Here is a 26750-nt window from a genome sequence, read left to right on the forward strand (position 1 = left end):
ATACTGGAGGAAATACTGGTACAACTGGAAATACTGGAGGAAATACTGGTACAATTGTTATTACTGGGATAGGTAAGACCAGCTCCAATCTGGAAAAACTTGGTGTTATTAGAGATTCAAAAGTTATTAGTAAATCAGGAGTGCCTGGCAGAACGATATCAGCAGGACAAGATTTCCAGGTGTCACACTATGGAACTTATAACGGAGAACACTATTATCAAATTTCAACTGATGAATGGATCAAAGGTTATGATGTGACTAAAGTTATCAAGGGTAATTATAATGATGTAAAGATTACAGCCTCAAATCCAAGATTATATAATGATTATCTACAAAATGTTTCTAGATCAATTAGCGGCACTTTCCATGTAGACGCTTCTATTAATGGTATTGATAATAATGGTAACACCATTTATGGCTTCAGGATTTCTACAAATGAATATGTAGATCAAAGAGATGCGGTATAGCGGTGGACATATATGAAAGAAAAAATAGATCATTTTAGAAGACATTACCGTAGAAATTACGTTTGGATATGGATATCTATGGCAACATATGGGCTCTGCTAATTACACTGTATTGCCACTCATTGATTCTGTAGAAGTCTACTAAAGAAGGTGACAACATGAAATACGTGCGAGAGAACAGGTTCTGGACTATCACAGGATTGGAGACTTTTACCCTAGGAATGTTCTTCGGGTTAAATAATAATTTTGTTGGTCAACCCCTGCACATGCCCTTATTCGTCAAAGTGGAGGATGACCCACCGTTTGCCATCGTATTAATGATTGTGGGATTTTACGTTACACTCATATCAATGTCTAAACATTTTACGAAAGCAAACAAGGCAGTTGTTACATTTACACTTCTATTTATTTGGACCTTCTATTTCATAATCTTTTTACTACATGATATAGTTGGTCCTTTTACTATCCCCAGATACACAACTATCATCACAGGTTTCATTGTTTTGCGTGTGATGGTCGAAGCCGTTTGGGGCGTACCACATTGAACGATATGCTTAAAATTATTATCTCGGCTATTGGTGGTGCTATCGTATCGGGCGTGTTTGGCGTTTGGGGACAGAAGCTAAAGAACGCTAGTTCAAATGAATCTGTATACGCTGAACATACTGATATCATGTGGGATAGATTAGATAAGATAACTGATGAACGGGACGAGTTGAAAGAACAAGTTATAAAACTAAATGCAAAAATTGATGAACAAAGTAAAATCATTGATCAATTAACAAGGCAAATGAGTGCCTTGAATAGTAAATTTCAAGATTGGGAGCAAGCAGATGAACAAAGGTAAATTAACTTTAGATTATCATTCTAAAGTTTGGTGGGTATCAGTGGTGTCCATCATTCTGGTACTGATACAGCAGGTGCTTAAAATATTTGGTGTGGACATGCCAGCAGGATTGGATACAGAAATAATGAATGTAGTCAATTCACTGTTAGCATTAGGCGGATTGATGGGAATTATTTATGACACATCAAACGGGGATAAAAATGAAAAAGAAAGTAATTAATTTAATTGGTCTGTTACTGTTGGTAACAGGCTTTTTTGTTGTAGGAAACACTAAGGCTGCTAACACTGATATGGTTGATGTTAGTAACCATAATGGATATATGACTACAGCAAATTTTATTGACATGAGAAATAACTACGGCGTTAAAGCTGTGGTAACTAAAGTGACCGAAGGAACTTATTACCACGACTACACAGCAAAAAATAATATTTATACTGCACAGCAAGCAGGTCTATATATTAATGCTTACCATTTCGCTAGATACACAACGTATCAAGGCGCAGTTAACGAAGCAAATTACGCAGCACAAATGGCAAAAGCTGACGGATTGCCAATCGGTTCAGTAATCGTTGCTGATGTGGAAGCTAGTCAGCAACGAGGCGTATCACGCTACCAAAACAACATAAACAATCAAGCCTTCATGAATACTATCAAACAATACGGATATCGTTCTGATGTTTACACAATGTCCAGTTGGTTAGGTTCAGTTATGGATTTTAATGCGGGTGGTTGGATTGCCAGTTATCCATATAACGCAAGTGGTAAACAATGGTACTCAAATAACCATGCATGGCAGTGGGGGAGTACTTACCAGTTTGCTGGTTCGTATGGTAATTTTGACGTATCGCAACTATATGACAATTTTTACACCGGACAATCACAAGCGCTTGTTGATCCAAGACAATCAATCAACAATGTTGTATCTGTAAAAGGCAATAAATACAAAGCTTATTCTACTTATACAAAAGAAGGACAAGCCAATGAAGGTACAGATGTATTAAGTGGGACCGACTGGCAATCAGCAGGTATTATTGAAGTTGCTGGACTGCCTTATTACTACATTGGTCTGAATACGTATATTCCACAAAATAAAACTACATTCAATAGGAAAGTAGTAATTAACTATCGTTCAGATTATGGAGTTAATGCGTACAATAAAAAAGGTCAAAGTATCAAGGATAGTAATACTAGATTTAAGGGTGGTACTGAATGGGCAACAGTTGATAAGTTAACGTATATCAACAACGTTGGCTGGTGCTACCAAGTTTCCACAGATGAATATATCCCAGTTAAATTCCAGCAAGGTTCTGGATTCAAGGGATAAAAGATACAATAATACCCACATCTATTAATTTAGGTGTGGGCTTTTTTGTTATAATAGCGTACAATTAGAACAGATTTTTAATAATACTTAAGGTTTGGTTATGGAAGAATACTGTATACCTGTTTACCATGTAAATGATAGAGACATCGTAGAAGAGTTTGTAAATAATAATGGCTTTTATAATTCCCATGATCACGGTGAGTGGGCTGGTTCTGGAATGTATTTTTGGGACAATATATCTAATGCATACTATTGGAAAAAGCAGCGAGAGAATAGGGGAAATGATAACTCATTTTTAATTTGTAAGGCAAAATTAATGTATAATGATGACTCAATATTAGATTTGACTGATAAAAATACTAGAATAGCTTTTAATAACGCATGGCAAATGTTAGAAAACGCGTACAAAAAATGTTACGGGAAATCAGCAATTGGGTATGTTCCTGCTAGTGCAAAAATAGATTTTATTATATCCGAAATTATGACTGATAAAGAAATAGTTAAGATCATCGCCACCTATAGGCCCAAATCTAAAAGTGGTAATACAATTTATGTTTCGAAAAACTATCCAAGTGTAGATGAAAGTGCAAAAGTTATAATTTGTGTCAGAGAAAATACTCGACTATCAAGCCGGCAACTAATATAATAAATCTGTGGAGGTGGTTCAAATGAAGAAGAGCTTAATTGAGTTAACAAAAGAGTATATAGATTCACTTGATGAGGGTATGATGGATGCTTCGTTTGATAGACTTAAACTGATTCAAAAAAAATATATTACTCCAGAGATTGAAGGGGTAAAAATAATTGAAACAGTTAAAGTTCCTGAAAAAAAATCTAACATAACTTATGATGTCAGTAATGAAATGAGTATCACATTAGAGTGTGCGGCTTAATATGTCAGATGTAAAAAAGAGTAATTCCTTATATTTCAATGAACCACATTTAGAGAACATGAAATTTGTTTCAAACGATAATTTTATTAATGATGATTATGATGGTAAAGTTAATATCGAATTGAGCAGTAATATAAATAGAATAGATGACAAATCTTCTAACGTTAAATTGACATTGTTACTAAATAAAGAAAATGAAGATTATCCCTTTTATATAGAGGTAACAATGACCGCTGATTTTCGATATGAGAAGAATTTAGAAGAATCGGTTATTGAGGAGCTATTGAAGGTCAATGCATCTTCACTATTGTTTTCATACATTAGAACTCTGGTCGTTGAAGTAACAGATCGTTCGAAGTTTTCAACATTGCATTTACCATTTATGAATTTTACACAAAGCAAGAAATCCGATGATTAGATTTTTTGAAATCTTAATCATTATTTACCCACATCTATTAAGTTAGGTGTGGGTTTTTTTGTGTATAATTTGCAAAAATAGTCTCAATATATTAGCATCTAATTATAAATATAAAAAGGAGTGATTTTATGCATTGGTTATGGGTTCTAATAGTAGGTGCAGTTATTGGTGCAATCGCTGGCGCAGTTACCAATAGAGGAGAATCTATGGGGTGGATTGCTAACATAATAGCTGGTATTGTGGGATCCTTCATTGGTGAAGGAATATTAGGATCATGGGGTCCGCAACTTGCAGGAATGGCAATCGTTCCATCGTTGATTGGAGCAATCATTCTTGTATTGATTGTATCCTTAGTAGTAAGAAAAAAAGCTTGAGGAGGATAAAAGATGAATGTATTAAAAGGCGTTTTTACTTTCATGGCAGTTAGTACTTTAGTAGTTGGAGGTGTACTTATAGGAGGAACTGTTGTTGCTGCTAAAGGTATAGATAAAGCTGGCGATGAATTACAAAAAAAGGTTCATTAAGAATACATTCAAAAGGAGATGTTAATATGAGTATTGAAAGCAAAAAGGATATGATTAAAGGAAAAACTAATGAGACAGTTGGAAAAGCAACTGACGATGATAAGAAAGAGTTAAAAGGTAAGATTCAAGAAAAGACTGGACAAGCCAAAGAAAAAACCGACAATATTGTTGATAAGGTTGCTGAAAAAATTAACAAGAAGTCTGAAAAGTAATATTGAATTAACCATACCTATTAAATTAGGTTTGGTTTTTTTATTGGATATAAATTAAAGTATGTGTTATTGTGTCAACACAAAAGAAGCAGATGCGGGGGCTCAATCCCACATCTGCCGCACTGCTGACTAATGAATAAAAATTGCGATTAATAACTCGGCAATGATAGCTATGCCAAATGTGAACAACTCGAATCAATGTGTAACAAAAAATTGTATTAAGTTTTGAATGTTTAGTACCTCTTGACTACAAAGCTCAGTAGTCTTGCCCGTTTCAGAAGCCTAGCTTGCCATATGCTGTTGTCAAGTCGGGCTTTTTTTATTTGAACAATTATAATACCCACATCTATAAATTCAGGTGTGGGTCTTTTTTTGTTATATAAGTGATGAGAGTTTTATTAAACTTGAATTGAGGATAATTTCTTGATTTTTTTTGTTCATCAGTGTAACGTTTATGATCAAAAAAATTTGAAAATTGATTAACTACCTGTTAATATGTTTGTTGAAGCAAGTCGTTTATAAATGCCTCTTGCTTAATGTCGTTCAGTATATAATGTAGTTGGCGATACGCTACGTTGCTAGGTAGAGGCTTAAATCTACCCCTAGTCCCAATTGGAGACTATTCCAATTCGGTATCGTAAATTATTGACCGTCTTTCATCTGAAGGGCGGTTATTTTTTTAAGGAAAGTATATGAAGTTTAATTCTCAAGATGTTCCGTTAAATCGATTAATAATTGATAGTCAAAAAGATATCAATTTTATTGTGAAATACAAATTGCAGATTTATTAGCAAATACTAAATTTTGTCATTATCGTGATGAAACTACCATTCTTAAAGAAATATTCGAAGAATGTAATGTGATCCTTTGGAGGGATCCTTATTGATATTTTAGAAAAAAAAGCTTATGATAGTTGTACAGAGAAAACTCTGATAAACAGGCAATGAGCTATTATAATAGTAAGTGTTATATGTTAACACCTCACGTTTGTTGGAAAGTCACGCTGATGCGTGGCTTTTTTAGTTAAATAAAAACCCATCATCTATTAATTTAGGTGTGGGCTTTTTTATTACTGTATAATAAACTAAGATATGAATACAGTTGAGTGAAAGAGATGGATCTTATGAATAAACATGATGATACTTTCGATGGATTTTTGATCTGTTCCGGGAATTCTAAAAGGCAAATAAATCAATTTAAACGGTTGTTTACAGCTGATAATCTTCAGGGTGTCGAAAAAGACAAACGACATTTGCAAATGAGAAAATTATCTAAAAAAGGTGATGCTTATACATTAGATGTTTATGTAAAAAAAAGAGCTTGTTGGGCATTTCTATGTTGCTTTACAATCATTCAAATTGACAATGAATATTTATGAAGTTTTAAACGAACAATCGGAAAAATTATTTAAAGAAGAAACAATTTATGGAATTAAAGATAAAAATGGCCTAGATAGAGTAAATAATTCTATTTACGGAGGCTTTGGTGCATATGACCCATATCCTACTGTTTCATCTAAGGCTGCAGCGTTGTGGTATAAAATAGCTACTAACCAATTTTTTCAAAATGGTAATAAAAGAACCGCCTTTCTATCGGCTTTATATTTGCTCATTGGGAATTTTTATACGTTTGATGTGACTGATGCCAATTTGATGTATGAAATATCGTTACAAGCGGCAAATAAGAAAATAAATGCAAATTATATAGAGAAATTTATTAATAGTCATATATCGTTAAATTATGATAACATGGCAAGTACATTGGACAGCGGTGAATTTAGTTATTCTCAAGCACTTGTGTTTACAAATTCAGATAGTATAATACACTAAAAAGGGAGGAATATGATTATGAAAAAAGTAAAGATGCCTGCGATTAATTTAAAAACTCCTTTAACGAAGGGCGAGATAGTTCAATTTGAGGTTTTAAACTTTTCCCAAAAGTCTCCTAATAATCGAAAAGACATTGAAGAAAATGTGAATGACATTTTAAAGAATCCCAGAGTTTCATCAGTTGTTCAAAGACTTTCAGAGATATAATTCTATTTATGCCTAGTATTTAACGATAGAAAAAACAAATAAATATATTAATAAATTCAGAAATGTTATAAAAATATCCCACACCTACCAATTTAGGTGTGGGTATTTTTTTGTGCATATAATTTGAAATAATTTTCGTAATATAATAATATTTAAATACAATTAAAGAGAAGGAGTGATTTTATGCATTGGTTATGGGTTCTTATTGTAGGCGCGATTATTGGAGCAATTGCTGGAGCCATCACTAATAGAGGAAAATCCATGGGATGGATTGCTAATATTGCAGCGGGGATCGTTGGATCATTTATTGGTGAAGGAATACTTGGATCATGGGGACCACAACTTGCAGGAATGGCAATCATTCCTTCATTACTCGGAGCAATCGTACTTGTATTAATTGTATCCTTTGTTACTAAAAAAATAGCATGAGGAGGATAAAAGATGAATGTATTAAAAGGAGCTTTTACTTTCATGGCAGTTAGCACTTTAATAGTTGGAGGTGTCCTAGTTGCAGGCACAATCATTGCAGCAAAGGGTGTAGATTCTGCTGGAGATAAGTTACAAGAAAAAATTCACTAAAATATATAGACAAGGAGACTTTAAAATGAGTATTGATAGTAAAAAAGATATGATCAAAGGTAAAACAAATGAGACGGTCGGTAAAGCAACTGGCGATGATAAAAAGGAATTAAAAGGCAAGATACAAGAAAAGGTTAGTCAAGCAAAAGAAAAGACAGATGACATAGTTGATAAAGTTGCTGAAAAAATTAACAACAGGTCTGAGAAGTAATATCAAATCAGCCACATCTACTAATATAGATGTGGATTTTTTGTTTGTGCAACTTTGTTCATGTTAACACTATTTTTAATAATTGAAACAAAAAAACACGCCTATTTTAGACGTGTTTTTCATTCGCTATTGCTTCGCTGTTCCCACATTACTATTTTTTTGAGTACCATTTGAGTACCATGAGTATGAAATTCTACGAAATTTCGTAAAACCTCAAAAAATAAAAACGTTGTGTTATCAAGGGTTTGCGCCCTTATAAAACGTAATGAAATGTAAAAAATGGAGATGAGGGGAATCGAACCCCTGTCCAAGCATGATGCAATGTAAACTTCTACACTCATAGTTGTACTATTTTTAATTTCGCCACTATGAACGCCGCACAACCTGGCTAGCCATAGCGACTAACCCCGATTATCTCTTTTTAAACTGTTCAGGCTGCACAATTTAAACGTAGCTCAATTAATTTGAGACCCGGCTCTGACCCTTGAGCAAAATCAGACGGATCACGCTTAGACTGTTTTTAGGCAGCTAATGCGTAAGAATTATTATTTTTTGCAGTTATAATAAACTGTGTGTTTTTACGGGACACGAAAACCGAAGTGCAGTCTACACGCTATCACACATGTCGAATCCAGAACATCCCCAAGATGTTCCCTACTATAATACTCAATTTTTAGAATTTAATCAAATAAAAAGAATTTAGGAATTATTCAATTTAATCAAAATAAATAAAAGTACAAATTTTCACTATTGTATATTGATAATATCTTGAGGTTTTCTTTTAAAAACACAACCGGAAATTTGAACAAATTTGATAATAACAATAGAATCTTACATCCAAGTTGTATGCATAATTCACAATTAAGTCAATTGTTAAAAATATTTGAAATATGATTCATAAGAGAAGAAAAAAGTTGATGAAATTTGAAAATGTCGATTTATATTTTTTTGTTTAGTTATATTTAAATTTACAATTTTATAATTCAGAGTCTCTCAAAATATCATTTTCATTTCGCAATTTCACTATGTAAATTATCATCGTTTAAAATAAAAACTGCGAAATCGTTTGAAATAAAAGGGGAAATAAGATCTATTAAATCAAGTGTTCACGCTATTTACACAGAATGTGAAATATTCTCTATATAAGAAAGTAATATTTTTTCCTTTTTTATTGACCGGTTTCTATTATATGGAAAGTTGTTCAGTCAGAATGTTCAAAAATGACAAATTGTCAATTAATTTGCTTACACTATATAAAAATATTTTTGACAATGATATAATGGAAGCGCTACAAATGAAGAAATTAACAATGTATGTTTACTAATCAAGTACAATATTTTTTGGTTTAAATCTGGGTAAATCATTAAGTGTTTTTTTGATATGTTAGCAGATATTGTGAATCTCTTGTTTTGTAATGTACATTAAAAAATTGGGGGAATGGCTTATGAAAAAGTTTAAAAAACTTTTCGTAACTGCAACATTACTTTTGGCCGGTGTTGGTTTGGCTGCAGCATTGAACACCAGTGTTGTTAATGCCGATGCAATTGCATCTAATGACGACACTGAACAAACCGACGGTCCAAGAGTATTTGTTAGTCCAAAATGGACCAACAAAGTAATAAAAGGAAAGACCGATGTCAAGAACTATAAGATCTTTGAAGCATCATATGGTAATGACAAGACTTTCAAGAAAGGTCACATTCCTGGTGCTATCCACATTAACACTAACTCTGTAGAGTCAGAAGCTAATCAATGGAACCTTCTTTCAACTAATAAGATCAAGAAGCTTCTATTGAAGAATGGTGTAACAAGCAAGACAACATTGATCGTTTATTCAACAGATGTCAATGCTGCTTCAAGAGTTGCTTTTGCTGCATTCACTACTGGTGTTGATAATATCAAGATCGTTGATGGTGGATACAAAGGATGGACAAAGAGCAATTATAAAGTACAAAAAGGTGCTGCCAAGAATGTCAAAGCAGCTAAAGACTTTGGCGTAAAGAACTCAGATAACGCTAAATATGAAATCAAGACACCTGCTGATTTCAAGAAGCAACAAAAAGAAGATCCTAATGTTATTTTAGCAAGTACTCGTTCATGGAAAGAATTTATTGGTAAGACAAGTGGTTACTCATATATTAAAGATAAGGGTGAACCAAAAGGCGCTGTTTATGCTAAATCAAGTAAAACAAGTGCTGATGTAGCTTACTTATTACATAAAGATGGAACTGTTAAATCAGCTTCAGAAATTGCTCCAACTTGGGAAAAATGGGGTATCAAACCAGACAGTAATATTGATTTCTATTGTGGTACTGGTTGGCGTGCAACTACAGCCTTCTTTATTACATATCAAGCAGGCTGGAAGAACGTTCATGTATACGATGGAGGCTGGTTCGCATGGGACAAAGCTCATAAGAAGAATCCATCTAAGTATCAAGTTCAAGTAGGAGATCCACGTTCAAAAGACGTTAAAATCTTAAAATAAAATAATATAGGTAGGAATATTATAATGAAAAAAAAGAGCCTTCTAATTAGTTTTTTTGCTAGTTTATTAGTAATTATTGGTATGTTTGCAGTTTCAGATGTTACTGCACCGGCAGCAAAATTATCATCAGATAATCCTATTCAAATGAATAAAAAGAAAAAGACTATCACTATGTTAACAACAGTTAACGGTACATACTTTACACAAGGTACGCGTCACGTAATTGTTAACTCTGATGGTACAAATGGTAACAAGTCACTTTTGAAGACTGATGTTCAACCAAAACAAGTTTATAAAGATCTTAAAAAACTTGGTGCAAAACCAGGTGACAATGTTACAAAACAATCAAAACCAGGTACAAAAGTTAAGGGTACAAAAGTTAAAGTTTATTTCGTAATCAACGGTAAGAAAATGAGAGCAGAAAAAGCTGTTCAAGTTAATGGTAAAGATGTAAAGAATCTTGACTTCAAGTTTGGTGGAAACATGGCTATGAATAACAAGATGAAGACTGGTTGTGTTCTATGTTTCGATAGTTGTGCTGTAGGTACTGTTTCAGGTTCTAAGTATGGTACAGAATATGGTGAACATTTCACTGGTAAATCAAGTGTTCTACCAAAGGATGGCAAACAAGTTAAAGTTATTATGCAAGTTAAATAATGTAATTTAATAAAGTGAGGAAAATTAGATGACGAGGTTACGAATTCTTTATAACGGAGTCGTCATAGGTATTCTCTGTTCTTTAATGGCTTGGAAGTCGACTTGGCTTCAAATGCGTATTCCTTTAGGATGGATCATACCTATCGTGGCGATTATTGTTTACCTTTGCTACATTTATTATGGTAAGCATCTGCAACAAAACTGGGCAATCTTTAGGTTCCCAGAAACGTTAGGAATTACAGTCGTCTCATTTCTGATATTATTAATGACATATAGATGGCAACCACTTGTTGTTGTACTGGGAGCAACTATTCGTGAGATATTCCATGCACAGTGGTCGTTTGGAATCACTTCTGGAATTGTTTTTGCCGTCTTAATCGTTTGGTTGATTGCTTTATATGTTGATAGTAGAAAACATCCAATTGCAAAAATCGAATCAGGAGATAAGATCAATAAATTAACTACTCAAAGTAAGATCAGTTTGGTTTTAACAATTGTTTTCTTGGGTCTTTTGATTGGCTTTTATTATTGGATTCCCGCTTATAAGGATTTCATTGATACAATGACTGCTTTATTAGCAAAATTAGATATCAAAGGTGTTAGAGATTATATCGATAGCTTTGGTATGTGGGGACCTTTCATTTCAACATTATTGATGGTTTTCCAATCTGTTTTAGCTCCACTTCCAGCGTTTGTTCTAACATTCGCTAATGCGTATCTATATGGATGGTACTTTGGTGCAGCATTATCCTGGGGTAGTGCTATGTTAGGTGCATTGTTGTGCTTCTACATTGCCAGAGGTATTGGCCGTCCATTAGCTGAAAAAATAATCACTAAAAGAGCTCTAGCAAAAATGGATGGATTTTTCGATGAGTATGGTGATTATACGATTGTGATTTTACGTTTACTACCATTTGTTTCTTTTGACGAAGTTAGTTATGGTGCAGGTTTTACCGATATGAAGGTCGGTAAGTTCTTGATAGCTACCGGAATTGGTCAACTTCCTGCTACTATTGTCTATTCATTTGTCGGCGGAAGCCTAGGTGGAAGCAAGATGATGATGTTTATTGGTTTGATTGCCTTTATTATCTTGATCGTGGTTTCAATGGTCGTACGTAAAGTAATGATGAATAAACAACAAAACAAAAAGCTAAATATGTCCAAATAATTGATGGTGTGACTGTAATTATGAGGTGTAGGAATGAAAAAAGTAGTAATTTTTATCGGTTTGATGATCGTAGGAATTATCTTCTTTTATGAAACAGGTTTGATAGATGAATTACAAAATGTTTCAGCTATGCAAACATGGTTTCAGCAGCAAGGTTTTCTGGGATACTTTGCGTTCATTCTATTGTGTATTATTACTGCCGTCTTTATGCTACCAGGAGGATTATTGGCTATCGTTGCCGGAATCGCCTATGGTGGATTCTTAGGCGGACTATTGACCGTTATTGGCAGCACAGTAGGGGCAAGTATTTCATTTGTTCTGGGTAGAACCTTGCTTAGAGATGAAGTAATAAAAAAATATGGTGATAAACCCACCTTTAATAAGATTATGAATGGTGTAAATGAAAATGGTGTTTCATTTTTGATTTTGACAAGATTAGTTCCTATCTTTCCATACGCATTGCAAAGCTATGCTTACGCACTAACGCCTATGGGATTTTGGAAATTTTCAACGATATCTGGTTTAACAATGTTACCGGCTTGTTTTATCTATGCCTACATGGCTTCAGATATTCTGACGGAAGGATTGTCGACATCGTTGTCGATCAAATTTGCTATTTTTGGCATAATTCTCTTCTTGTTAACATATATTCCAAAGAAAATTGGACAACATAAAAAGATGATATAGTGAGGGGATATTATGAGAGGCAAAAAGCTAATAGTGTTATTAGCATTTTTACTTCCTTTGTTGGTACTAGGAGGCTGCTCTAATAAGAGTAATGATTCTAAGGGATCAGAAATGCCAACTAGTTATAAAACAGCTTTGAAAGAAGCAAAAGGTAAAACTGTGACATTTTATGGTTACGGTGGTTCAGATACACAGAATCGTTGGGTTGACGACGTTGTTACTCCAATGATGAAAGAAAAAGGTATTAAAGTTAAACGTGTTCCAATGAATATCGAAGATATTCTTAAGAAGTTGACTAATGAAAAAGAGGCCAACAAGAAGTCTGGAAATATTGATGTTGTTTGGATAAATGGTGAAAACTTCTATACAGCTAAGAAATTATCACTATTATCTGGCAATTTGGATAATTCTTTGATTCCAAATATGAAGACTTATATTTCAGGTAATGATCCTGATGCTAAGAGTGATATGGGTACTAAGATCAATAACATGGAGGTTCCTTTTGGAAATGCTCAATTAGTTATGATTGGTAGTAAACAAATGTTTAATGGAGATTATCCAACTAGTTCAGAAAAATTACTTTCATGGGCTAAGGAAAATCCTGGTAAATTAACATATGTTGCTCCACCAGATTTCACTGGTAGTGCCTTCATTAGAAATATTATTTATGAAACAGTTGGATTTGATGCTATTAATAAAGCACCAGCAACTAAAGCTGGAGTTTATAAGGCAATCAAACCAAGTTTGGATTACTTAAATGAATTGAAACCATATCTATGGCAAGAAGGTAAGACTTATCCTAAGACAAGTGCTCAAATGGATAAGATGTTTGCTGATCATCAAATTGCTATGACATTCTCGTACAATCAAATGTATGCCGCAACTCAAAGAGCTGATGGCAAGTTTACTGATGATGCTCAAACATTCGTGTTTGATAAAGGTACCGTAGGTAACTACAGTTATCTTGCTGTTCCAAAGACATCCGATAATAAGGCTGCTGCGGCTGTTCTTATTAATACAATGTTGAGTAAAAAAGCTCAAACACAACGTCTAAAAGCTAAATATGGTTCAAGTATTCCTCCATATTCTGGAAGTAAAGTTCCAGCAAGCATCACTAATGAATTAAATGGTGAAGCTAAAGAAAACAATACTTTGACAATGGATGAATTATCTAAGAAACGTGTTCCAGAAGTTTCTGCTAAGAAGATTCCTATTATTGAAGACTTGTGGAAAGAACATGTTTTGAATGCTGACTAAAAGAAAACTTATTTTGCTGCTAAGTCCGTTTTGTCTGTTTATGTTATTCTTCTTTTTCAGCGCCCTAGCTAAATCTTTAATAACTAGTTTTGGTTATTATCCGTTGATGGGGATGGAGAAGTTTAGTTTGCATTATTATACTGATGCATTAAATAACAAAGTCTTCTTGAAAATATTTTTTAGAACATTTATCTTTGCTTTATTTAGTGCAGTAATGGCGTGCTTTTTTGGGGTTGTATTGGCGTTCTTGTTTAAAAAGAATGATAATACCTTTACTAAGCCTTTCTTTAAACTCGCCCAATTACCAGTAATGCTGCCACATATTTTTATCGTGTTGGCATTATTGCAGTTACTTAGTCAAACAGGTTTAGTATCAAGTTTGTTGACTAAAATTGGTATTATACATTCTTATAATAGTTTTCCACTACTATTGAACGATCAGTGGCAAATAGGAATTATCCTGACATATTTATGGAAGGAGGTTCCTTTTGTTATAGTGTCATTAGTTTTGGTATTACGACAAATGGATAATCGTTATCGCATTGTTTCTGAAAACTTAGGAGCAACCAAGTGGCAGACATTTTGGAGGGTATCGTTACCCTTACTCATGCCGGCGATAGTTAATGCTTTTATTATTAACTTCTCGTTTAATTTTGGTGCATATGAAGTTCTTTATTTATTAGGAAATCAAACTAAAGAATTGCTACCAGTTTATATTTATGACCTCTATGTTCAAGGTGACTATACACAGTTGCCAATGATCATGAGTTTGAACTTGATATTATCTGTTTTCTCAATTGCATTTGCTGGAATAGTTTTGTGGTTGAGTAAACATTTACCAGGAGGTCATACAGGTGGAATCTAAGAAAATCACTAAATTAGTAGTTTATCTAATATTTGCTGTATTGATTTTAATGCCGTTATTTGTGATTTTCATGCTGGCAATTAGTAAAACTTGGAGTTATCCATCACTTTGGCCTAAATGGGTCGATTGGGGATATTATTTCCGTTTCTTATTCAAAAGTAAGGAAGTACAGTCTTCACTGATTTCTAGCTTGGAATTAGCAATAGGAACCGTGATTTTGACGATAGCTATTGCATATCCAACCGCAATGGCTTTGTCTTATTACGATTTTAAAGGTAAAAAGTTGTTGAACGTTTTAGTTTATCTACCTTTAATAATACCTAGCATTGCTCTATTAACAAATATGGATTTTATTATGATCAAATATGGCTTAAATGGAAGTTTTTTTGGTGTGGTTAGTGTGCATACGTTATTCTGTTTACCGTATGCAGTTAAATTGTTATATGATAATTTAATATTATGGAAAGACAAATATGAGGTAGCAAGTCGTAATCTAGGTGCTTCATCGTTACAAACATTTTTCAAAGTAACAGTACCTATGAATAAAAATGGTTTACAAGGTGCGGTCATGATGACATACATTGTTTCAATGACACAGTACCTTTCAACTCTTTTGATCGGTGACGGCAACTATTTAACTTTATCAGTCAGAATGTTTCCATTCACAACCTCTGGGAAATATCGGATGGCAGCGGTTTATGGAATAACGTTTATGCTAGTAACGTTAATACCTCTATATTTGATCGATATTTGGGTCACACATAAAGGAAGGAAGATAGCTTAATGTATCATTTAGATAATATTTCTCAAAAAAAGGGAAATACTCAAATACTGCGCGGTATCAATTTAAATATTGATGAAAACAGTATTTTCGCTATTCTGGGGCCTTCTGGAAGTGGTAAAACGACCTTGTTAAATATTTTGGCAGGGATCGATCGTCCAACTGACGGTAATTTTTTAAATGAAGATGGACAAGTGGAAAAAGGAATCATGGTTTTTCAAGATTACCGGCTTTTTCCACATATGACTGTTTTCCAAAATATCACCTTTGGACTTAAAGTTAAAAAAGCAAAAAACTCGGAGATAAAACAACGAGCAGAAAATATTATGAAAACCATGGGTATTTCTGAATTGATCAATCGTTATCCTGATGAATTATCTGGTGGTCAACAACAAAGAGTGGCTTTAGCTCGCGCTTTGATACTTAATCCCAAATTACTTTTGATGGATGAGCCTTTTTCTAGTTTAGATGAGGCTTTAAGAATTGAAATGCTTGATTTTGTTAAAGAATTACAGCGAAAATTTCAATTAACGATCATTTTTGTTACTCATTACAAAACTGAAGCTTACATGCTATCTAATAAAGTTGCTATTTTGATCAACGGTCAGATTATGCAAGTCGATGCTCCAAAAAAATTGGAAAGTAATCCACAAAACTTTGACGTGGCTAAGTTTTTGGGACAAGCTAATTTTATTGAGGGTAGTTTGTCTAGTGATAACTTTAGTTCGCCTGTTTATTCAGGTAAGGTCAATGTTGTGGCAGAAGAGGGTAAATTATATTTACCGTTTTCTGGACAATTACAATTAGATCAAACTGACTATCCAGCTTTTAAAGGTAACGTTGTAGAAAAGAAATGGATGGGCAGTAATTTGGAACGTGTTACGATAAAAATTAATCAAGAGACGGTATATTGTGATTTGGCTTCAGAGAGTGTTTCTGAAAATCAAGTTTATCAATTTTACTTTTCGAAATTACCAGTGGTGTTTTAAATGTGGTTAACAATAATAATTCCAACTTATCATGATGATAAATCATTAAAAAAAATCATTAATGAAATAAAAAGTTGGCAGCCAAAAGACGTCGAAGTTATTGTCGTTGATGGTGAAAAAAGAACTCGGCCTACTTGGCTTCCTGAAATGGTAACTTATTTGAGTAGTAAAGCTAATCGAGGTTATCAATTGAAATTGGGAGCAAAAAAGGCTCAAGCTAATAAGTTGTTATTTTTACATGCGGATTCTCACTTCATCAATGGGTCTCCATTAAAATTGTTAAAGAAAACAACGGCACAGATTGGATTTTTTAGAATTCATTTTGATGATTCAGCATTGTTCTTTAAAGTACTGGCATTTAGTTCAAATATCAGGGCTAAAAAGTTAAAACTTATATTTGGGGATCAAGGTTTATTTGTGACTAAGAGAATTTACCAAATGGCAGGTGGTTTTCCAGTTTTGCCATTGATGGAAGATTATGAATTTAGTCGTAATTTAAGTAAACTTCATATTGATTTTACTCAATTTAATATGCCAATTATGACCAGTGCTAGAAAATATCAAAATGAAGGGCATTTTAAAACATTTTTTAGAATGCAAAAAATAAGATTCTTTTATAGAATGGGTATCGATCCAGAAATTCTGAAGAGAATGTATTACAGGAGAGGATAAAGTGACAGAAGAAGTTATAAAAAAAATTCAAACCTATCTCGATCAGAATGATATTTTAAATAAATTAAACTTAGCTGAATTAAAAGATATTTCTTTTTTGGCTCAAGGCGAATATAATCGTAATTTTTTGGTTACTGATAAAAATAATCAAAAAGTGGTTTTTAGAATCAATTATGGTTCGCAAATAAATGTTAAAAAGCAAGCTCGCTATGAGTATCAAGCTTTAAAGATATTATCGAACAGTCATCATACTCCAGAGCCGCTTTGGTTAGATGATTCAGAAGATTTCTTTGAGCATGATATTTTAATTGAAAAATTTTTACCAGGTGAGCCACTCGTTTATCGCCGTGATTTAAAGAAAGCGGCACAAATATTTGCTTCAATTCATAATCTAAAACTAGATGATTCGGCTTATAAACAATTGATTGTTGAAAATAGTATCTGTTCAGACCGATTGCATGAAGCCTGGCAGTTACTAAAACCAATTAAAGAGAATCAAAAATTAGCACCTGAAAGTGCACAAATTTTATATGATCTCTATGATTGGTGTCAGTCGCATAATGCTGATGAACATTTCATCGGTCAAAATCAATGTTTAGTTAATACTGAAGTTAATTCTAATAACTTCTTAATTACTTCTGATTATGGTTGGTTGATAGATTGGGAAAAGCCTGTTATAAGTAATGCAGTTCAAGACTTAACTCAATTTATGTCAGATACTACGACTTTATGGCGAACTGATGAAAAATTATCTGAGAAACAGATCAAAGATTTTTTGACGGAGTATGCCGAGTTAACAGGGCAGCATCTTGAAAGAATTGAAGAGAATATTAAAATATATATGCCATTCTTATTACTTAGAGCTTTATCATGGTGTGGTATGTTAATAAGTACGTACGATGATAAACCTATCAAGAATGAATATATTTACAATCGTTGCCAAATGTACTTAAAACCAGATTTTGCTTTACCATTACTACAAAAATACGGGGTGATCCTTTGATCGAAGATGCATACATTATTTTTTCCAAAATACCAGAAGCTGGATATGTAAAGACTAGGCTAGAACCTGATCTTTCGGCAGTAGAAGCTGCAAATATTCAAGCATTGATGTTGGATAAATTAATTAGCGTGAGTAAAAAAATTAAGAGTTCAACGGATATTTTCTTTGTGTATAAAGGGCATGATGATGCAATAACCACCGAATTTTTGAACAACCTACCTGAATGGATCCATTCTTTTCCACAAGTGGAAGGAAGTATAGGTAAAAAGATGAGTGGAGCGATTGAAACGGTTCAAGAACAAGGGTACAAAAGAGTTATTTTGACAGGTGGCGATATACCGCAACTTACTCCTAAGACAATTGAAGATGCTAAAAAAGCGTTATTAGACCATGACGTAGTTTTAGGCCCATCATATGATGGTGGTTATTATATGTTTGGTGCAGGTCAATTATCAGTTGAAGAATTTTTAGATGCTGATATATCTTGGAGTACAGCTAGTGTTTTGGATACCACTATTAAGCTTTTGCAAGATGATGGTAAGACAGTAGAATTGATGCCTAAACTTTTAGATGTCGATTTTAAAGCTGATTTAGATAAAAATATCGAATTTATAAAGGAAAATTAATGAAATTAATCTATGATTGCGACAATACTATCGGTATACATGGTAAAGATGTCGATGATGGTTTAACACTGCTCTATCTCTATCAACAGACCAATGTGGAATTACTGGGAGTCACATTGACCTTTGGTAACGGAACGGTTGAACAAGTAGTCCAGCAGACTGACAATCTGAAAAAACTCTTTTCACTTAATGTGGAAACTTATCGCGGTAAAGAAAAGTATGATTCACAAAAAGAACATTCACCAGCAGCCGAATTTTTAGCAAAAAGTGTTCGTGATGCTCCTAATGAAATTACTATTTTGGCTACCGGAAGTTTGAATAACTTGTCAGAAGCAGCAGAAATTGAACCTAAATTTTTTGACTTAGTTAAAGAGATCGTCGTTATGGGCGGTCGCTTTGGCCAAATGTATATTAATAAAACAGCTGTAACGGAATTGAATTTTTCAATTTCAGATAAAGCTGCTCATAAAGTAGTTAATAGTAACGCTAAATTAATTGTTTCTAGTGGTCAGTATATTGCTGGAGCTTTATTCAGTTATGATGATCTTGATACCATCAAGGATTCAACTGAAGAAAAATTTGTTTGGTTGAAGAAGGTTATTAAAGATTGGATCGACTACACCAAGGGTATTTGGGATGTCGATGGCTTTATTAATTGGGATGGTATTACGGCATTTGCTCTATTAAATCCGGAAGAATTTGTCTTTAAGGATACTCGACTAAGAACGAGTGCAGCTGATATGGAAACAGGATTGATCGAAGAAACTGACCTTCCAGATAAGCGGCCTGCAAAGGTTTTAACTGAAATCAAAGATTTAGCTAAATTGAATTCAATGTTAGTTGAGACATTAAATAAATATTAAGGTGTTTGTATGAAGAGAATAATTAGTGGATTTTTGTATGGCTTGGCTATGATCTTGCAAGTTGTATTACTATGGTTGCCAATGGAATTTCAAGATCTGTATGACACAAGACTAGGGTTTATGAGACAAATTTTATTTATGAACGAGTCTTATCCAGTCAGTGTTAGTAAATGGATATTTTGAATTTTGATGGTGGCGTTGGTGATTTGCTTTATTGAACTTACAAGACAAAGACGAGTCAAAAAAGCATTTCCATATCTTATGGAGCTTTGGATCGTTTTGATAACTGGATTATCCACCTTCGGTATTTTGCACATTGGAAGCGAAAGTCCACTATATTATTACGACCTAATGTGTTTTAGTGTCATAGCTCTCATTAACTTGTTACTAGTATTTAAAATAAGAAAATCAATCAAAAGGGGTTTTTAACATGTCAATTTTTACAAAAATAGATAATATCTCAATCGATGACTTTCATAAATTATTACCAGAACATCCAAATGTGATCGACGTTCGTTTTCCTGAAGAATACGAAGCCGGACATATTCCTGGGGCTATCAATGTCCCTTATAAGACTATTAAGCACTTTGTACCTAAGGGGAAGACATACATCATGTGCCACTCAGGTGTTAACAGTGTTAAGTCCGCTAAGAAATTAACAGCCAAAGGTTATGACGTTGTTAATATCGTAGGTGGTATGATCAAATGGCCTTATGAAGTTAACAAAGGTAAAGAAGCATAAAAATTTGATGAATAAAAGGAGCTGATCATATTGATCAACTCCTTTTTCATTATTAAGCATCAGCATACTTGTCTTCTATTATAGTAACTAGTTTTATTGCGGCGCTAGAAATTCCCACTGACATAAGGGCAAGGAAGAATGACATAAATCCAGTTAAAGCTATGTTTCCAAAGCAAACTAGACCGTCGATAACAAAAAGACTAATGTATTTATCAATTCCAAAACTCTTATGAATGATCATTGGAGGAACAGTAGTCCCACCACTAGACATGTCCAAGGTGTATAAAATGGCTACACCAATACCGAAAATGATACTTCCTACTATTATAGAAACTAATCTATTTCCAGGGATGATATTGTAAACCGGTGTTAAATATAATAATACTGGCAACATAAAACTACCAAAGACTAATTTAACAGTTGTCATCTTATCTAAATGGAAGTAAGAGAAGATAAGCATGATGATGTTGATAATGAAAACAGATAATGATGTTGGTATCGACCATCCTTCATATAAGAGAATGGCAATTCCTGTAGCACCTCCTGCTGCAACTTTATTTGGTTCAAAAAACATGTTCAAACTGAAGGCTATAAGCTCCAATGCAATGAACATTATGAAGATTTTCGCGATAATTCTAAGTTTTTTATTCGTCATATTAAAAATATACCATAGTATATAGGACTTACACAATAATGAAGATTGCCTGTGTACCAAGACTTATAGCGGTTGTTGTTGCAATAATGTTACTAAGGTTACAAAAATAGACGAAATTGTAACCCTGTGTTTGTGGCTATGTAACATTAGCCTGTTAGTATAGGTATCGTTAAGTTGATGAGCAACAAAATATAAATATTAAATATAAGGATGTAAATAAATTTATGAAAAAATTATTATCAATCGCATTATTAAGTACAGTAGCACTAACAGCAATTGGAGCAACATCAAATACAGTCGATGCCGCAACTACAATTGATAGTACACATGTTAAAGTTGAATCAGGTGATTCATTTAAGAGTATCGCTGAAGCAAATGGCGTTTCAGTTTCAGCACTTGAACAAGCTAATAATAAAGAAGTCGGTGGATTTGATTTGATCTTCCCTGGTGAAACAGTAACATTACCATCAGCAACATCAAATACTTCATCTACACAAAATACAAATACACAAGCAACACAAACACAACAAGCAACAACTGATACAACAAATACAGCATCACAAGCAACACAATCTACACAAGTAAATACTGCTAATACAACAACACAATCAAGTACAACAGGTACATCACAAGGAACATTTAAGATCAGTTTCTATGATCCAGCCGTATTAGGTTCAAATATGGGTTACAGTGGTGTTGCCGCTAACTTATCAGTATTCCCTAAGGGAACACAACTTAAGATCACATTGTCAGATGGTACTGTAATGTACAGAACGGTTAATGATACAGGTACATTTGCTAACAGCAACTCACAACAATTAGATGTTGCTATGCCAAGTTCATCAATTCCTTCATATGGTGTTACAACAGCCACAGTTGAAATTGTTTAATAGATTAAATTAATGAGAACTCCGAAAGGAGTTCTTTTTTTGTTTCTTTTAAGTTTAATAATACTTATTAATTCTAAAAAAAAGTATTATTTTACATAAAATCTCTATTAATAATCTGTTTTCAGTAGTAAAGTATTAATTGGAAAAGGTATGAAATCGGTAACAAAGTAACGAATTCATAGAAATTAATAACTATAGTAATAAAGTATTACTTTATAACAAACAACATAAGTATTATAGTATTGTTTGAAGACAAGGGGGGATAATTATAAAATTAAAAAAAGTTTTTAAGGGAATAATTATATCAGCAGCATTGATGATCTTTGCAACAGCTTGTTCTAATCAGTCTAAAGAGAGTATTCAGAAGCCTGATACACAACAAGAAGAAACTGAGTATTATCAGGATTTATCTAAGTCAGATAGACAAAAAATCGATTTTACTTTTAAAGCAGTAGAAGACGATTCTACTGATGGTTCTAATACAAATTACATTGTTGATACAACAGTGAAGAACAATGGTACTAAGAGTATTAAATTAAGTTTGTCGAAGTTCTTTATGATGAATCCATATGATGAAGAGACCAAGGTTACTTCAAGTCAGAAACAAACTATTACATTAAAGTCTGGACAAAAAAAGACCATCAAACAAATGTTTGAGAATGTCTCAAAAGATGTTATTGATGGTCAAGGAGCCTATTATTATTTGAATAAGAATTACCGATTGGCATATTTCTATGATTCAACCAGTGATAAAGGTGCCATTTCAGATAATTTAAGTGATAGTGCAGCTAAAAAGTTTAACAAGAAAAAAGCTGATGATGACTCACAAGCAAGTACTACTGATAATTCTGTTAATAATACTAATTCTTCCACAACGACTGAGAATACTAATCAGCAAAATAGTCAACAGACGAATTCACAAGATAATAATTCCTCAGTTAATGTTATTAATACATCAGATCAAGCAATTGCAAAATTTAAACAAGATTGGCATATGCCAATGAGAGATGTTTATGCTGAACCAGTTAATGGAGGATTTTATGTTTACACCACTGATGCACTTGGTGGTACTACATCTGAAACAATTTTATATGATGGAAGTGTGATTAATTCTTCGTATAATTCTCCATCTGATTCTGATGATTCAGGCTTTTAGGATATAAAAAAAGAAACCCCGAAGAGTTTCTAATTTTCGTCCATATACTTAAGCAAATCTACAATTCTTTTTGATAGTTCATCTCTTTTATCCATTGGCTTTGATATTAGATAATTGATTAGTTCTAAGTAATGAATTCCGCTGTCATGTGATTCAGAAAAAATCGTAGATATTTTTAAATTAAGAGCAGTTAATATTTGATCTAACTTCTTTAAAGAAATATTGTTATTAACACCACGTTCTATTTGTGAAACTAAACTTTCACTGACATCTGCCCTTTCTGCTAATTGTTCGATAGTTAAATTTAAAGATTTACGCTTAAAACGTACTACCATACCTATTTTGTTCATAGGGTTAAATTCATTGGTCATATAAACACCTCAATTTACTTCTTAGCAAAGCATAATTGAGGGTGAAGGCATTTTGAATAGAAAATATTGGTTTTTTTTTGATTTTATATGCAAAATAATACCTATTTAATGAAGAAATATAGTATTTAATTAAATATTTAAAAAGAGGAGTAATTAATAATGAATAAAAAACGTATTTTATTAAGTGTTTTTACAGGAGCAATTGCTGCAACGTCTTTTGCAGTTTTTAACAATGTCACTAATGTCTCAGCTAGTGGTGTGGTTCATACAAAAGATGCAACAACATTTCTTTTTACAAGAACTGGGGAAATGATCAATACTCGAGCCTTAGCACCAAATACTCCATGGCAAGTTGGAGATATTATTCAAGTTAACGGCGAGACCTTATATCAAGTTTCGACAAACGAATTTGTTAAAGAAGGTAGCGTCACATATGAGGCGCCTAATTCAACAACACCTACAGAAAAGCCTAATAATGATCAAAATCCAAATGCCGGTGTCACAGTTAGTGTAGATTTACCATGGGGGGCACCAATATTTGATGATCGAACTCAAGAAGTAACTAATGCTCCAGCAGGTTCTGCCTTTAAAGTTGGAAGAATCGTTCAATCAGATACAGGATTAGTATACTATCAAGTTTCAACACACGGCTGGATGGTCGGAGATTTAGTTAAAGTATCGGGTAACTTAGGCAAAGTTGAACAAGTATACGGATTCAGACCAATTGGTGAGTATCAGGGAGAATCTGCAGATGATATGAGAGAAGCATTATATGAAATGGGTTGTGATTGGGATGCTCTAGAGTCAATTCCAGATGACGTTATCAATGAACAATCTACAATATCAAATTATAGTGGTAGCGATATTGGAGACTTAAGCAGAAGATTAAATAATATCAATCCTAATGTAGGTGGTCTATAGACTTAAAAAATTGTGTTAGTTTGATAACACAATTTTTTTATAGCTAAAAATAACGGGGGATAGAAATATGTTTTGGGTATATAGTATAGGTTTATGGGTGGTTTTGATATTCATAGTATTTGCAGCAAACGCTTATTACGATGAAAGTCCAAACTTAAAAAAGATAATGACTTCGGTGATTTTGATGGCTTTACTTATAGGTGTTAAATCGCAAGTTGCTCTCAACAAGACATACATCATTGGTAATGAATATTATTCTAAATATCAACCTAGATATGAAGTTGAGATCCTAAGCAATAATGAGATGTCAGTCAATTTTGCGAATGACTATGATGATTCTGATTTTAGAACGGTTTATTACTCAAAGGAAGGAAACGATTTAGTGATTGATCGTGACGATGTTTACGATAACTACAAGAACGATGTTACGGGCGTCAAACTAAGATTATCTGATGGTAACAAGAAAGCGCGTTTTATTTATTCATTTGGGGATAAAAGTACTGAAAAAGATTACGTTTTAACTTTGAAAAAATAATGTATAAAGGGGATGGATGTTAATGAAAAAAAGAGTTTGGGGAGTAATAATGGTTATGTTGTTGATGTTGGTGACAACAGCATGTTCAAGTCAATCAGACAGTTCAAGTAATAGTGCAACCTCTGCTGATCCAGAGGTAAGTAAGGATGAAAGAGAAGCTCAAAAAGCAATAGATAGATTTGATGAATGTTCAGCATTTAATGGTCAATTTGTACTTGCGGAGTATGGAAATATTACTAAAACTAAAGCTACATTAATGCATAACGACTCTGAAGACTCATATAAATTTTCCTTAACATTAAGTGGACAGAGTTCACCACTCGTTACATTTTATTTAGCTAAAATTGAAGTTCCAAAAGCGGACAGATATTTTTATGTATTTGTTTCTACGCAAGCACACGGATATTTTTATAAAGAAATAAAAGATGATAATGAAATAGTTGGAATTGGTGATGGTTTTGATACAGGTAAAATAACTTTAAGTGACATAGAAGATAATTTTGAAATGTCCAATTCAAAGGAATTCACACTACATGCTTAATCCTATTTTTATTTTAATAAATCAAATTTATACCTATTGAAAATTTGTATTTTTTAATTTTGATTGAAAATCTTTGAATCCCGTTATAGCGGCAATTTAGAACTTTAAAATGATTATATTTAATATAACAAATAACTTTAATGTTAATTATTTCTAATAAACCAGTTGACATTTTAATTCGTAGATTGTATTATCTTGTCAACGATTAATAAATCAATAACTTCAAACAAAGAGATCAGGGGAAGTAATTTACAGTTGTTTGCACAGAAAGCCTCGGCTGTTGAGAAGAGGACTTACAACTTAAATGAAAATGACCTGTGATTGGTACTCTGAGTCCTAATGGATAAAGACGTAATGGTTGGTACCCTTTACAGTACACGCACATAGATAATTTCCGTGTGTTGTTGAGAAAATAAGTGTAAGCTTATTTTGAATTAGAATGGTACCGCGATCAGTCGCTTCTAAAAACATCAATTGATGTTTTACAGAAGCGGCTTTTTTTGTTTCTGTTAATGATTTATTGACAATAATTTATATGGGTGGGGATAAGAAGATGAAGTTTAAGAAAGTATTATTATTAATTTTTACAGCAGTATTCGTTTTTGTATTAGCTGGTTGTGGAAATCAAAATAAAGAAACAACTATTAAGGTAGGGATTAACAATTCTGATACTGAAATTTGGAAAGTTGTTAAGAAAAATGCCAAGAAAAAGGGAATCAATCTTAAAATCGTTGAGTTTAGTGATTATAATCAACCAAACACAGCACTTGCACAAGGTGAAATTGATATGAATGCCTATCAACATAGATACTTCCTTGATTCATGGAATAAGTCACATCATACAGATCTAGTTCCAATTGGAGATACAGTTATTCAACCAATGGCTGCCTTTTCACATAAGATAACCAATCTAGACCAATTGAAGGAGGGCGCTAAGATTGCAATTCCAAACGATGCTTCTAATGGAGGTCGTGCATTGCAATTACTAGAATCAGCCGGCATCATCAAGTTGGACGACAGTGTAAAGATGCCTACAACTAAGAATATTAAGCAAAATAAATTAAATCTTAAATTTACACCTTTAGATGCAGCACAAACAGCACGTTCATTAGATGACGTTGACGTAGCAATTGTTAACGGAAATGTTGCCAGTGATGCTAAGTTAGATCCTAAAAAAGCAATTTATACAGAAAAAGTTAATGATAAATCTAAACCATGGATCAATATTATCGTTGTAGATAAGAAGAACAAAGATAACAAAGATTACAAGAAAGTTGTTAAAGCATTCCAAACAAAAGCTGTTGCTAAAGAAATTAAAAAAGTTTATGGCGGAAGCGCAATTCCAGCCTGGAACAATGATTTAAAATAGATGAC

Annotated in this window: 38 protein-coding genes and 1 other RNA gene; 36 read left to right on the top strand and 3 right to left on the bottom strand. The window is 33.1% G+C overall.

The genetic code is table 11. The features are described 5' to 3' along the window. The 16 genes from FC72_RS10880 to FC72_RS08855 all read left to right on the top strand — a co-directional run. Positions 1-467 (top strand): hypothetical protein (locus FC72_RS10880; protein ID WP_162253530.1); only part of this gene is annotated, 467 nt, incomplete at its 5' end. 541 nt (positions 468-1008) lie between these two features. Next, on the top strand, positions 1009-1314 hold the full coding sequence (locus FC72_RS08795) for a hypothetical protein (RefSeq protein WP_057766876.1): 306 nt from the start codon (positions 1009-1011) through the stop codon (positions 1312-1314). Further along, positions 1301-1534, top strand: a complete 234-nt coding sequence (locus FC72_RS08800; protein WP_057766878.1) for a phage holin — start codon at positions 1301-1303, stop codon at positions 1532-1534. Before FC72_RS08795 ends, FC72_RS08800 begins: the two co-directional genes overlap by 14 nt. Next, complete coding sequence (locus FC72_RS08805) at positions 1515-2639, top strand: GH25 family lysozyme (RefSeq protein ID WP_057766880.1); 1125 nt, start codon at positions 1515-1517, stop codon at positions 2637-2639. Before FC72_RS08800 ends, FC72_RS08805 begins: the two co-directional genes overlap by 20 nt. Positions 2640-2739: 100 nt before the next feature. After that, the gene (locus FC72_RS08810) at positions 2740-3285 is read left to right on the top strand and encodes a hypothetical protein (RefSeq protein ID WP_057766883.1); all 546 of its coding nucleotides are present in this window, start codon (positions 2740-2742) and stop codon (positions 3283-3285) included. 22 nt (positions 3286-3307) lie between these two features. Next, positions 3308-3532 (top strand): hypothetical protein, encoded by a 225-nt coding sequence (locus FC72_RS08815; RefSeq protein WP_057766885.1) that lies wholly within the window; start codon positions 3308-3310, stop codon positions 3530-3532. A 1-nt stretch (position 3533) separates the two neighbouring features. Then, complete coding sequence (locus tag FC72_RS08820; RefSeq protein ID WP_057766887.1) at positions 3534-3950, top strand: protein-export chaperone SecB; 417 nt, start codon at positions 3534-3536, stop codon at positions 3948-3950. Between the two features lie 128 nt (positions 3951-4078). Beyond that, positions 4079-4324 carry a GlsB/YeaQ/YmgE family stress response membrane protein gene (locus FC72_RS08825; RefSeq protein ID WP_057766889.1) on the top strand — a complete coding sequence of 82 codons (246 nt, stop codon included), beginning with the start codon at positions 4079-4081 and terminating at the stop codon, positions 4322-4324. 12 nt (positions 4325-4336) lie between these two features. Then, entirely contained in the window at positions 4337-4474 is a 138-nt protein-coding gene (locus tag FC72_RS10905; protein WP_125706000.1) for a hypothetical protein, read from the top strand. 26 nt (positions 4475-4500) lie between these two features. Beyond that, positions 4501-4686 carry a CsbD family protein gene (locus FC72_RS08830; protein WP_057766891.1) on the top strand — a complete coding sequence of 62 codons (186 nt, stop codon included), beginning with the start codon at positions 4501-4503 and terminating at the stop codon, positions 4684-4686. A gap of 1123 nt (positions 4687-5809) precedes the next feature. Further along, the gene (locus FC72_RS08835) at positions 5810-6064 is read left to right on the top strand and encodes a hypothetical protein (RefSeq protein ID WP_057766894.1); all 255 of its coding nucleotides are present in this window, start codon (positions 5810-5812) and stop codon (positions 6062-6064) included. After that, complete coding sequence (locus FC72_RS08840; protein WP_057766896.1) at positions 6051-6515, top strand: type II toxin-antitoxin system death-on-curing family toxin; 465 nt, start codon at positions 6051-6053, stop codon at positions 6513-6515. Before FC72_RS08835 ends, FC72_RS08840 begins: the two co-directional genes overlap by 14 nt. 18 nt (positions 6516-6533) lie before the next feature. After that, positions 6534-6722 carry a hypothetical protein gene (locus tag FC72_RS08845; RefSeq protein ID WP_057766898.1) on the top strand — a complete coding sequence of 63 codons (189 nt, stop codon included), beginning with the start codon at positions 6534-6536 and terminating at the stop codon, positions 6720-6722. Between the two features lie 183 nt (positions 6723-6905). Continuing rightward, on the top strand, positions 6906-7151 hold the full coding sequence (locus FC72_RS08850) for a GlsB/YeaQ/YmgE family stress response membrane protein (protein WP_057766900.1): 246 nt from the start codon (positions 6906-6908) through the stop codon (positions 7149-7151). 12 nt (positions 7152-7163) lie between these two features. After that, positions 7164-7301 carry a hypothetical protein gene (locus tag FC72_RS10910; RefSeq protein WP_157051145.1) on the top strand — a complete coding sequence of 46 codons (138 nt, stop codon included), beginning with the start codon at positions 7164-7166 and terminating at the stop codon, positions 7299-7301. 25 nt (positions 7302-7326) lie between these two features. Further along, the gene (locus tag FC72_RS08855) at positions 7327-7512 is read left to right on the top strand and encodes a CsbD family protein (RefSeq protein WP_057766902.1); all 186 of its coding nucleotides are present in this window, start codon (positions 7327-7329) and stop codon (positions 7510-7512) included. A gap of 277 nt (positions 7513-7789) precedes the next feature. Here FC72_RS08855 and ssrA read toward each other — a convergent pair. Next, positions 7790-8156, bottom strand: a transfer-messenger RNA (tmRNA) gene (ssrA, locus tag FC72_RS10685). A gap of 800 nt (positions 8157-8956) precedes the next feature. On the opposite strand from ssrA, the gene FC72_RS08860 reads away from it, so the two are divergent. The 14 genes from FC72_RS08860 (at position 8957) to FC72_RS08920 (ending at position 20307) form a co-directional block, all read left to right on the top strand. Continuing rightward, positions 8957-9997 carry a sulfurtransferase gene (locus tag FC72_RS08860; RefSeq protein WP_057766904.1) on the top strand — a complete coding sequence of 347 codons (1041 nt, stop codon included), beginning with the start codon at positions 8957-8959 and terminating at the stop codon, positions 9995-9997. Positions 9998-10021: 24 nt separating this feature from the next. Next, on the top strand, positions 10022-10654 hold the full coding sequence (locus FC72_RS08865) for a YdjY domain-containing protein (RefSeq protein WP_057766906.1): 633 nt from the start codon (positions 10022-10024) through the stop codon (positions 10652-10654). A 28-nt stretch (positions 10655-10682) separates the two neighbouring features. Further along, positions 10683-11822 (top strand): TVP38/TMEM64 family protein, encoded by a 1140-nt coding sequence (locus FC72_RS11025; RefSeq protein ID WP_235805169.1) that lies wholly within the window; start codon positions 10683-10685, stop codon positions 11820-11822. Positions 11823-11855: 33 nt separating this feature from the next. Next, positions 11856-12509, top strand: coding sequence for a TVP38/TMEM64 family protein (locus tag FC72_RS08875; RefSeq protein ID WP_057766909.1), 654 nt, complete (start codon positions 11856-11858; stop codon positions 12507-12509). Between the two features lie 12 nt (positions 12510-12521). Next, positions 12522-13766 carry an ABC transporter substrate-binding protein gene (locus FC72_RS08880; protein WP_057766911.1) on the top strand — a complete coding sequence of 415 codons (1245 nt, stop codon included), beginning with the start codon at positions 12522-12524 and terminating at the stop codon, positions 13764-13766. A gap of 127 nt (positions 13767-13893) precedes the next feature. After that, on the top strand, positions 13894-14631 hold the full coding sequence (locus FC72_RS08885; RefSeq protein WP_235805170.1) for an ABC transporter permease: 738 nt from the start codon (positions 13894-13896) through the stop codon (positions 14629-14631). Further along, positions 14621-15415: an ABC transporter permease gene (locus FC72_RS08890; RefSeq protein WP_057766915.1), complete on the top strand. Its 795-nt coding sequence runs from the start codon at positions 14621-14623 to the stop codon at positions 15413-15415. Before FC72_RS08885 ends, FC72_RS08890 begins: the two co-directional genes overlap by 11 nt. Then, positions 15415-16401 carry an ABC transporter ATP-binding protein gene (locus tag FC72_RS08895; RefSeq protein ID WP_057766917.1) on the top strand — a complete coding sequence of 329 codons (987 nt, stop codon included), beginning with the start codon at positions 15415-15417 and terminating at the stop codon, positions 16399-16401. The genes FC72_RS08890 and FC72_RS08895 overlap by 1 nt, the downstream gene beginning before the upstream one ends. After that, on the top strand, positions 16402-17073 hold the full coding sequence (locus tag FC72_RS08900; protein WP_057766919.1) for a TIGR04283 family arsenosugar biosynthesis glycosyltransferase: 672 nt from the start codon (positions 16402-16404) through the stop codon (positions 17071-17073). A 1-nt stretch (position 17074) separates the two neighbouring features. Next, positions 17075-18076, top strand: a complete 1002-nt coding sequence (locus tag FC72_RS08905; RefSeq protein WP_057766922.1) for an aminoglycoside phosphotransferase family protein — start codon at positions 17075-17077, stop codon at positions 18074-18076. After that, positions 18073-18702 carry a TIGR04282 family arsenosugar biosynthesis glycosyltransferase gene (locus FC72_RS08910; RefSeq protein ID WP_057766924.1) on the top strand — a complete coding sequence of 210 codons (630 nt, stop codon included), beginning with the start codon at positions 18073-18075 and terminating at the stop codon, positions 18700-18702. The genes FC72_RS08905 and FC72_RS08910 overlap by 4 nt, the downstream gene beginning before the upstream one ends. Next, the gene (locus FC72_RS08915) at positions 18702-19565 is read left to right on the top strand and encodes a nucleoside hydrolase (RefSeq protein ID WP_057766926.1); all 864 of its coding nucleotides are present in this window, start codon (positions 18702-18704) and stop codon (positions 19563-19565) included. Before FC72_RS08910 ends, FC72_RS08915 begins: the two co-directional genes overlap by 1 nt. Positions 19566-19574: 9 nt before the next feature. Then, a complete protein-coding gene (locus tag FC72_RS10840; protein WP_157051146.1) occupies positions 19575-19748 on the top strand; it encodes a hypothetical protein in 174 nt (57 codons plus the stop codon). 247 nt (positions 19749-19995) lie between these two features. Beyond that, positions 19996-20307 carry a rhodanese-like domain-containing protein gene (locus FC72_RS08920; RefSeq protein WP_057766928.1) on the top strand — a complete coding sequence of 104 codons (312 nt, stop codon included), beginning with the start codon at positions 19996-19998 and terminating at the stop codon, positions 20305-20307. Between the two features lie 52 nt (positions 20308-20359). Here the strand turns inward: FC72_RS08920 and FC72_RS08925 are convergent, their stop codons facing one another. Beyond that, positions 20360-20962 (bottom strand): YitT family protein, encoded by a 603-nt coding sequence (locus FC72_RS08925; RefSeq protein ID WP_083480797.1) that lies wholly within the window; start codon positions 20960-20962, stop codon positions 20360-20362. 224 nt (positions 20963-21186) lie between these two features. On the opposite strand from FC72_RS08925, the gene FC72_RS08930 reads away from it, so the two are divergent. Both FC72_RS08930 and FC72_RS08935 read left to right on the top strand, forming a co-directional pair. Continuing rightward, a complete protein-coding gene (locus tag FC72_RS08930; protein ID WP_057766933.1) occupies positions 21187-21852 on the top strand; it encodes a LysM peptidoglycan-binding domain-containing protein in 666 nt (221 codons plus the stop codon). Between the two features lie 316 nt (positions 21853-22168). After that, the gene (locus FC72_RS08935) at positions 22169-23008 is read left to right on the top strand and encodes a hypothetical protein (protein WP_057766935.1); all 840 of its coding nucleotides are present in this window, start codon (positions 22169-22171) and stop codon (positions 23006-23008) included. A gap of 29 nt (positions 23009-23037) precedes the next feature. Here FC72_RS08935 and FC72_RS08940 read toward each other — a convergent pair whose 3' ends face one another. After that, complete coding sequence (locus FC72_RS08940; RefSeq protein WP_235805171.1) at positions 23038-23379, bottom strand: helix-turn-helix domain-containing protein; 342 nt, start codon at positions 23377-23379, stop codon at positions 23038-23040. 159 nt (positions 23380-23538) lie between these two features. Between FC72_RS08940 and FC72_RS08945 the strand changes: the two genes are divergently transcribed. From FC72_RS08945 to FC72_RS08960, 4 genes are all read left to right on the top strand, one after another. Then, positions 23539-24300: a hypothetical protein gene (locus FC72_RS08945; RefSeq protein WP_057766936.1), complete on the top strand. Its 762-nt coding sequence runs from the start codon at positions 23539-23541 to the stop codon at positions 24298-24300. A gap of 67 nt (positions 24301-24367) precedes the next feature. Next, positions 24368-24835 carry a hypothetical protein gene (locus tag FC72_RS08950; RefSeq protein WP_057766938.1) on the top strand — a complete coding sequence of 156 codons (468 nt, stop codon included), beginning with the start codon at positions 24368-24370 and terminating at the stop codon, positions 24833-24835. A gap of 22 nt (positions 24836-24857) precedes the next feature. Beyond that, positions 24858-25376 (top strand): hypothetical protein, encoded by a 519-nt coding sequence (locus FC72_RS08955; protein WP_057766940.1) that lies wholly within the window; start codon positions 24858-24860, stop codon positions 25374-25376. A 553-nt stretch (positions 25377-25929) separates the two neighbouring features. Further along, positions 25930-26745 (top strand): MetQ/NlpA family ABC transporter substrate-binding protein, encoded by an 816-nt coding sequence (locus FC72_RS08960; protein WP_057766942.1) that lies wholly within the window; start codon positions 25930-25932, stop codon positions 26743-26745. Positions 26746-26750 lie beyond the last annotated feature (5 nt).

This window comes from Companilactobacillus tucceti DSM 20183, from assembly GCF_001434665.1.
Taxonomy (GTDB): domain Bacteria; phylum Bacillota; class Bacilli; order Lactobacillales; family Lactobacillaceae; genus Companilactobacillus; species Companilactobacillus tucceti.

Coding starts and splice junctions, on each gene's coding strand:
- FC72_RS08800 (WP_057766878.1), top strand. CDS start 1,301: ATGAACAAAGGTAAATTAACTTTAGATTATCATTCTAAAGTTTGGTGG.
- FC72_RS11025 (WP_235805169.1), top strand. CDS start 10,683: ATGACGAGGTTACGAATTCTTTATAACGGAGTCGTCATAGGTATTCTC.
- FC72_RS08955 (WP_057766940.1), top strand. CDS start 24,858: ATGAAAAAAAGAGTTTGGGGAGTAATAATGGTTATGTTGTTGATGTTG.
- FC72_RS08855 (WP_057766902.1), top strand. CDS start 7,327: ATGAGTATTGATAGTAAAAAAGATATGATCAAAGGTAAAACAAATGAG.
- FC72_RS08925 (WP_083480797.1), bottom strand. CDS start 20,962: ATGACGAATAAAAAACTTAGAATTATCGCGAAAATCTTCATAATGTTC.
- FC72_RS08945 (WP_057766936.1), top strand. CDS start 23,539: ATGAATAAAAAACGTATTTTATTAAGTGTTTTTACAGGAGCAATTGCT.
- FC72_RS08935 (WP_057766935.1), top strand. CDS start 22,169: ATGATCTTTGCAACAGCTTGTTCTAATCAGTCTAAAGAGAGTATTCAG.
- FC72_RS08865 (WP_057766906.1), top strand. CDS start 10,022: ATGAAAAAAAAGAGCCTTCTAATTAGTTTTTTTGCTAGTTTATTAGTA.
- FC72_RS08920 (WP_057766928.1), top strand. CDS start 19,996: ATGTCAATTTTTACAAAAATAGATAATATCTCAATCGATGACTTTCAT.
- FC72_RS08875 (WP_057766909.1), top strand. CDS start 11,856: ATGAAAAAAGTAGTAATTTTTATCGGTTTGATGATCGTAGGAATTATC.
- FC72_RS08940 (WP_235805171.1), bottom strand. CDS start 23,379: ATGACCAATGAATTTAACCCTATGAACAAAATAGGTATGGTAGTACGT.
- FC72_RS08860 (WP_057766904.1), top strand. CDS start 8,957: ATGAAAAAGTTTAAAAAACTTTTCGTAACTGCAACATTACTTTTGGCC.
- FC72_RS08805 (WP_057766880.1), top strand. CDS start 1,515: ATGAAAAAGAAAGTAATTAATTTAATTGGTCTGTTACTGTTGGTAACA.
- FC72_RS08840 (WP_057766896.1), top strand. CDS start 6,051: ATGAATATTTATGAAGTTTTAAACGAACAATCGGAAAAATTATTTAAA.
- FC72_RS08835 (WP_057766894.1), top strand. CDS start 5,810: ATGAATAAACATGATGATACTTTCGATGGATTTTTGATCTGTTCCGGG.
- FC72_RS08820 (WP_057766887.1), top strand. CDS start 3,534: ATGTCAGATGTAAAAAAGAGTAATTCCTTATATTTCAATGAACCACAT.
- FC72_RS08810 (WP_057766883.1), top strand. CDS start 2,740: ATGGAAGAATACTGTATACCTGTTTACCATGTAAATGATAGAGACATC.
- FC72_RS08950 (WP_057766938.1), top strand. CDS start 24,368: ATGTTTTGGGTATATAGTATAGGTTTATGGGTGGTTTTGATATTCATA.
- FC72_RS08825 (WP_057766889.1), top strand. CDS start 4,079: ATGCATTGGTTATGGGTTCTAATAGTAGGTGCAGTTATTGGTGCAATC.
- FC72_RS10840 (WP_157051146.1), top strand. CDS start 19,575: ATGAAGAGAATAATTAGTGGATTTTTGTATGGCTTGGCTATGATCTTG.
- FC72_RS08930 (WP_057766933.1), top strand. CDS start 21,187: ATGAAAAAATTATTATCAATCGCATTATTAAGTACAGTAGCACTAACA.
- FC72_RS10905 (WP_125706000.1), top strand. CDS start 4,337: ATGAATGTATTAAAAGGCGTTTTTACTTTCATGGCAGTTAGTACTTTA.
- FC72_RS08895 (WP_057766917.1), top strand. CDS start 15,415: ATGTATCATTTAGATAATATTTCTCAAAAAAAGGGAAATACTCAAATA.
- FC72_RS08850 (WP_057766900.1), top strand. CDS start 6,906: ATGCATTGGTTATGGGTTCTTATTGTAGGCGCGATTATTGGAGCAATT.
- FC72_RS08915 (WP_057766926.1), top strand. CDS start 18,702: ATGAAATTAATCTATGATTGCGACAATACTATCGGTATACATGGTAAA.
- FC72_RS08960 (WP_057766942.1), top strand. CDS start 25,930: ATGAAGTTTAAGAAAGTATTATTATTAATTTTTACAGCAGTATTCGTT.
- FC72_RS08845 (WP_057766898.1), top strand. CDS start 6,534: ATGAAAAAAGTAAAGATGCCTGCGATTAATTTAAAAACTCCTTTAACG.
- FC72_RS10910 (WP_157051145.1), top strand. CDS start 7,164: ATGAATGTATTAAAAGGAGCTTTTACTTTCATGGCAGTTAGCACTTTA.
- FC72_RS08900 (WP_057766919.1), top strand. CDS start 16,402: ATGTGGTTAACAATAATAATTCCAACTTATCATGATGATAAATCATTA.
- FC72_RS08830 (WP_057766891.1), top strand. CDS start 4,501: ATGAGTATTGAAAGCAAAAAGGATATGATTAAAGGAAAAACTAATGAG.
- FC72_RS08880 (WP_057766911.1), top strand. CDS start 12,522: ATGAGAGGCAAAAAGCTAATAGTGTTATTAGCATTTTTACTTCCTTTG.
- FC72_RS08815 (WP_057766885.1), top strand. CDS start 3,308: ATGAAGAAGAGCTTAATTGAGTTAACAAAAGAGTATATAGATTCACTT.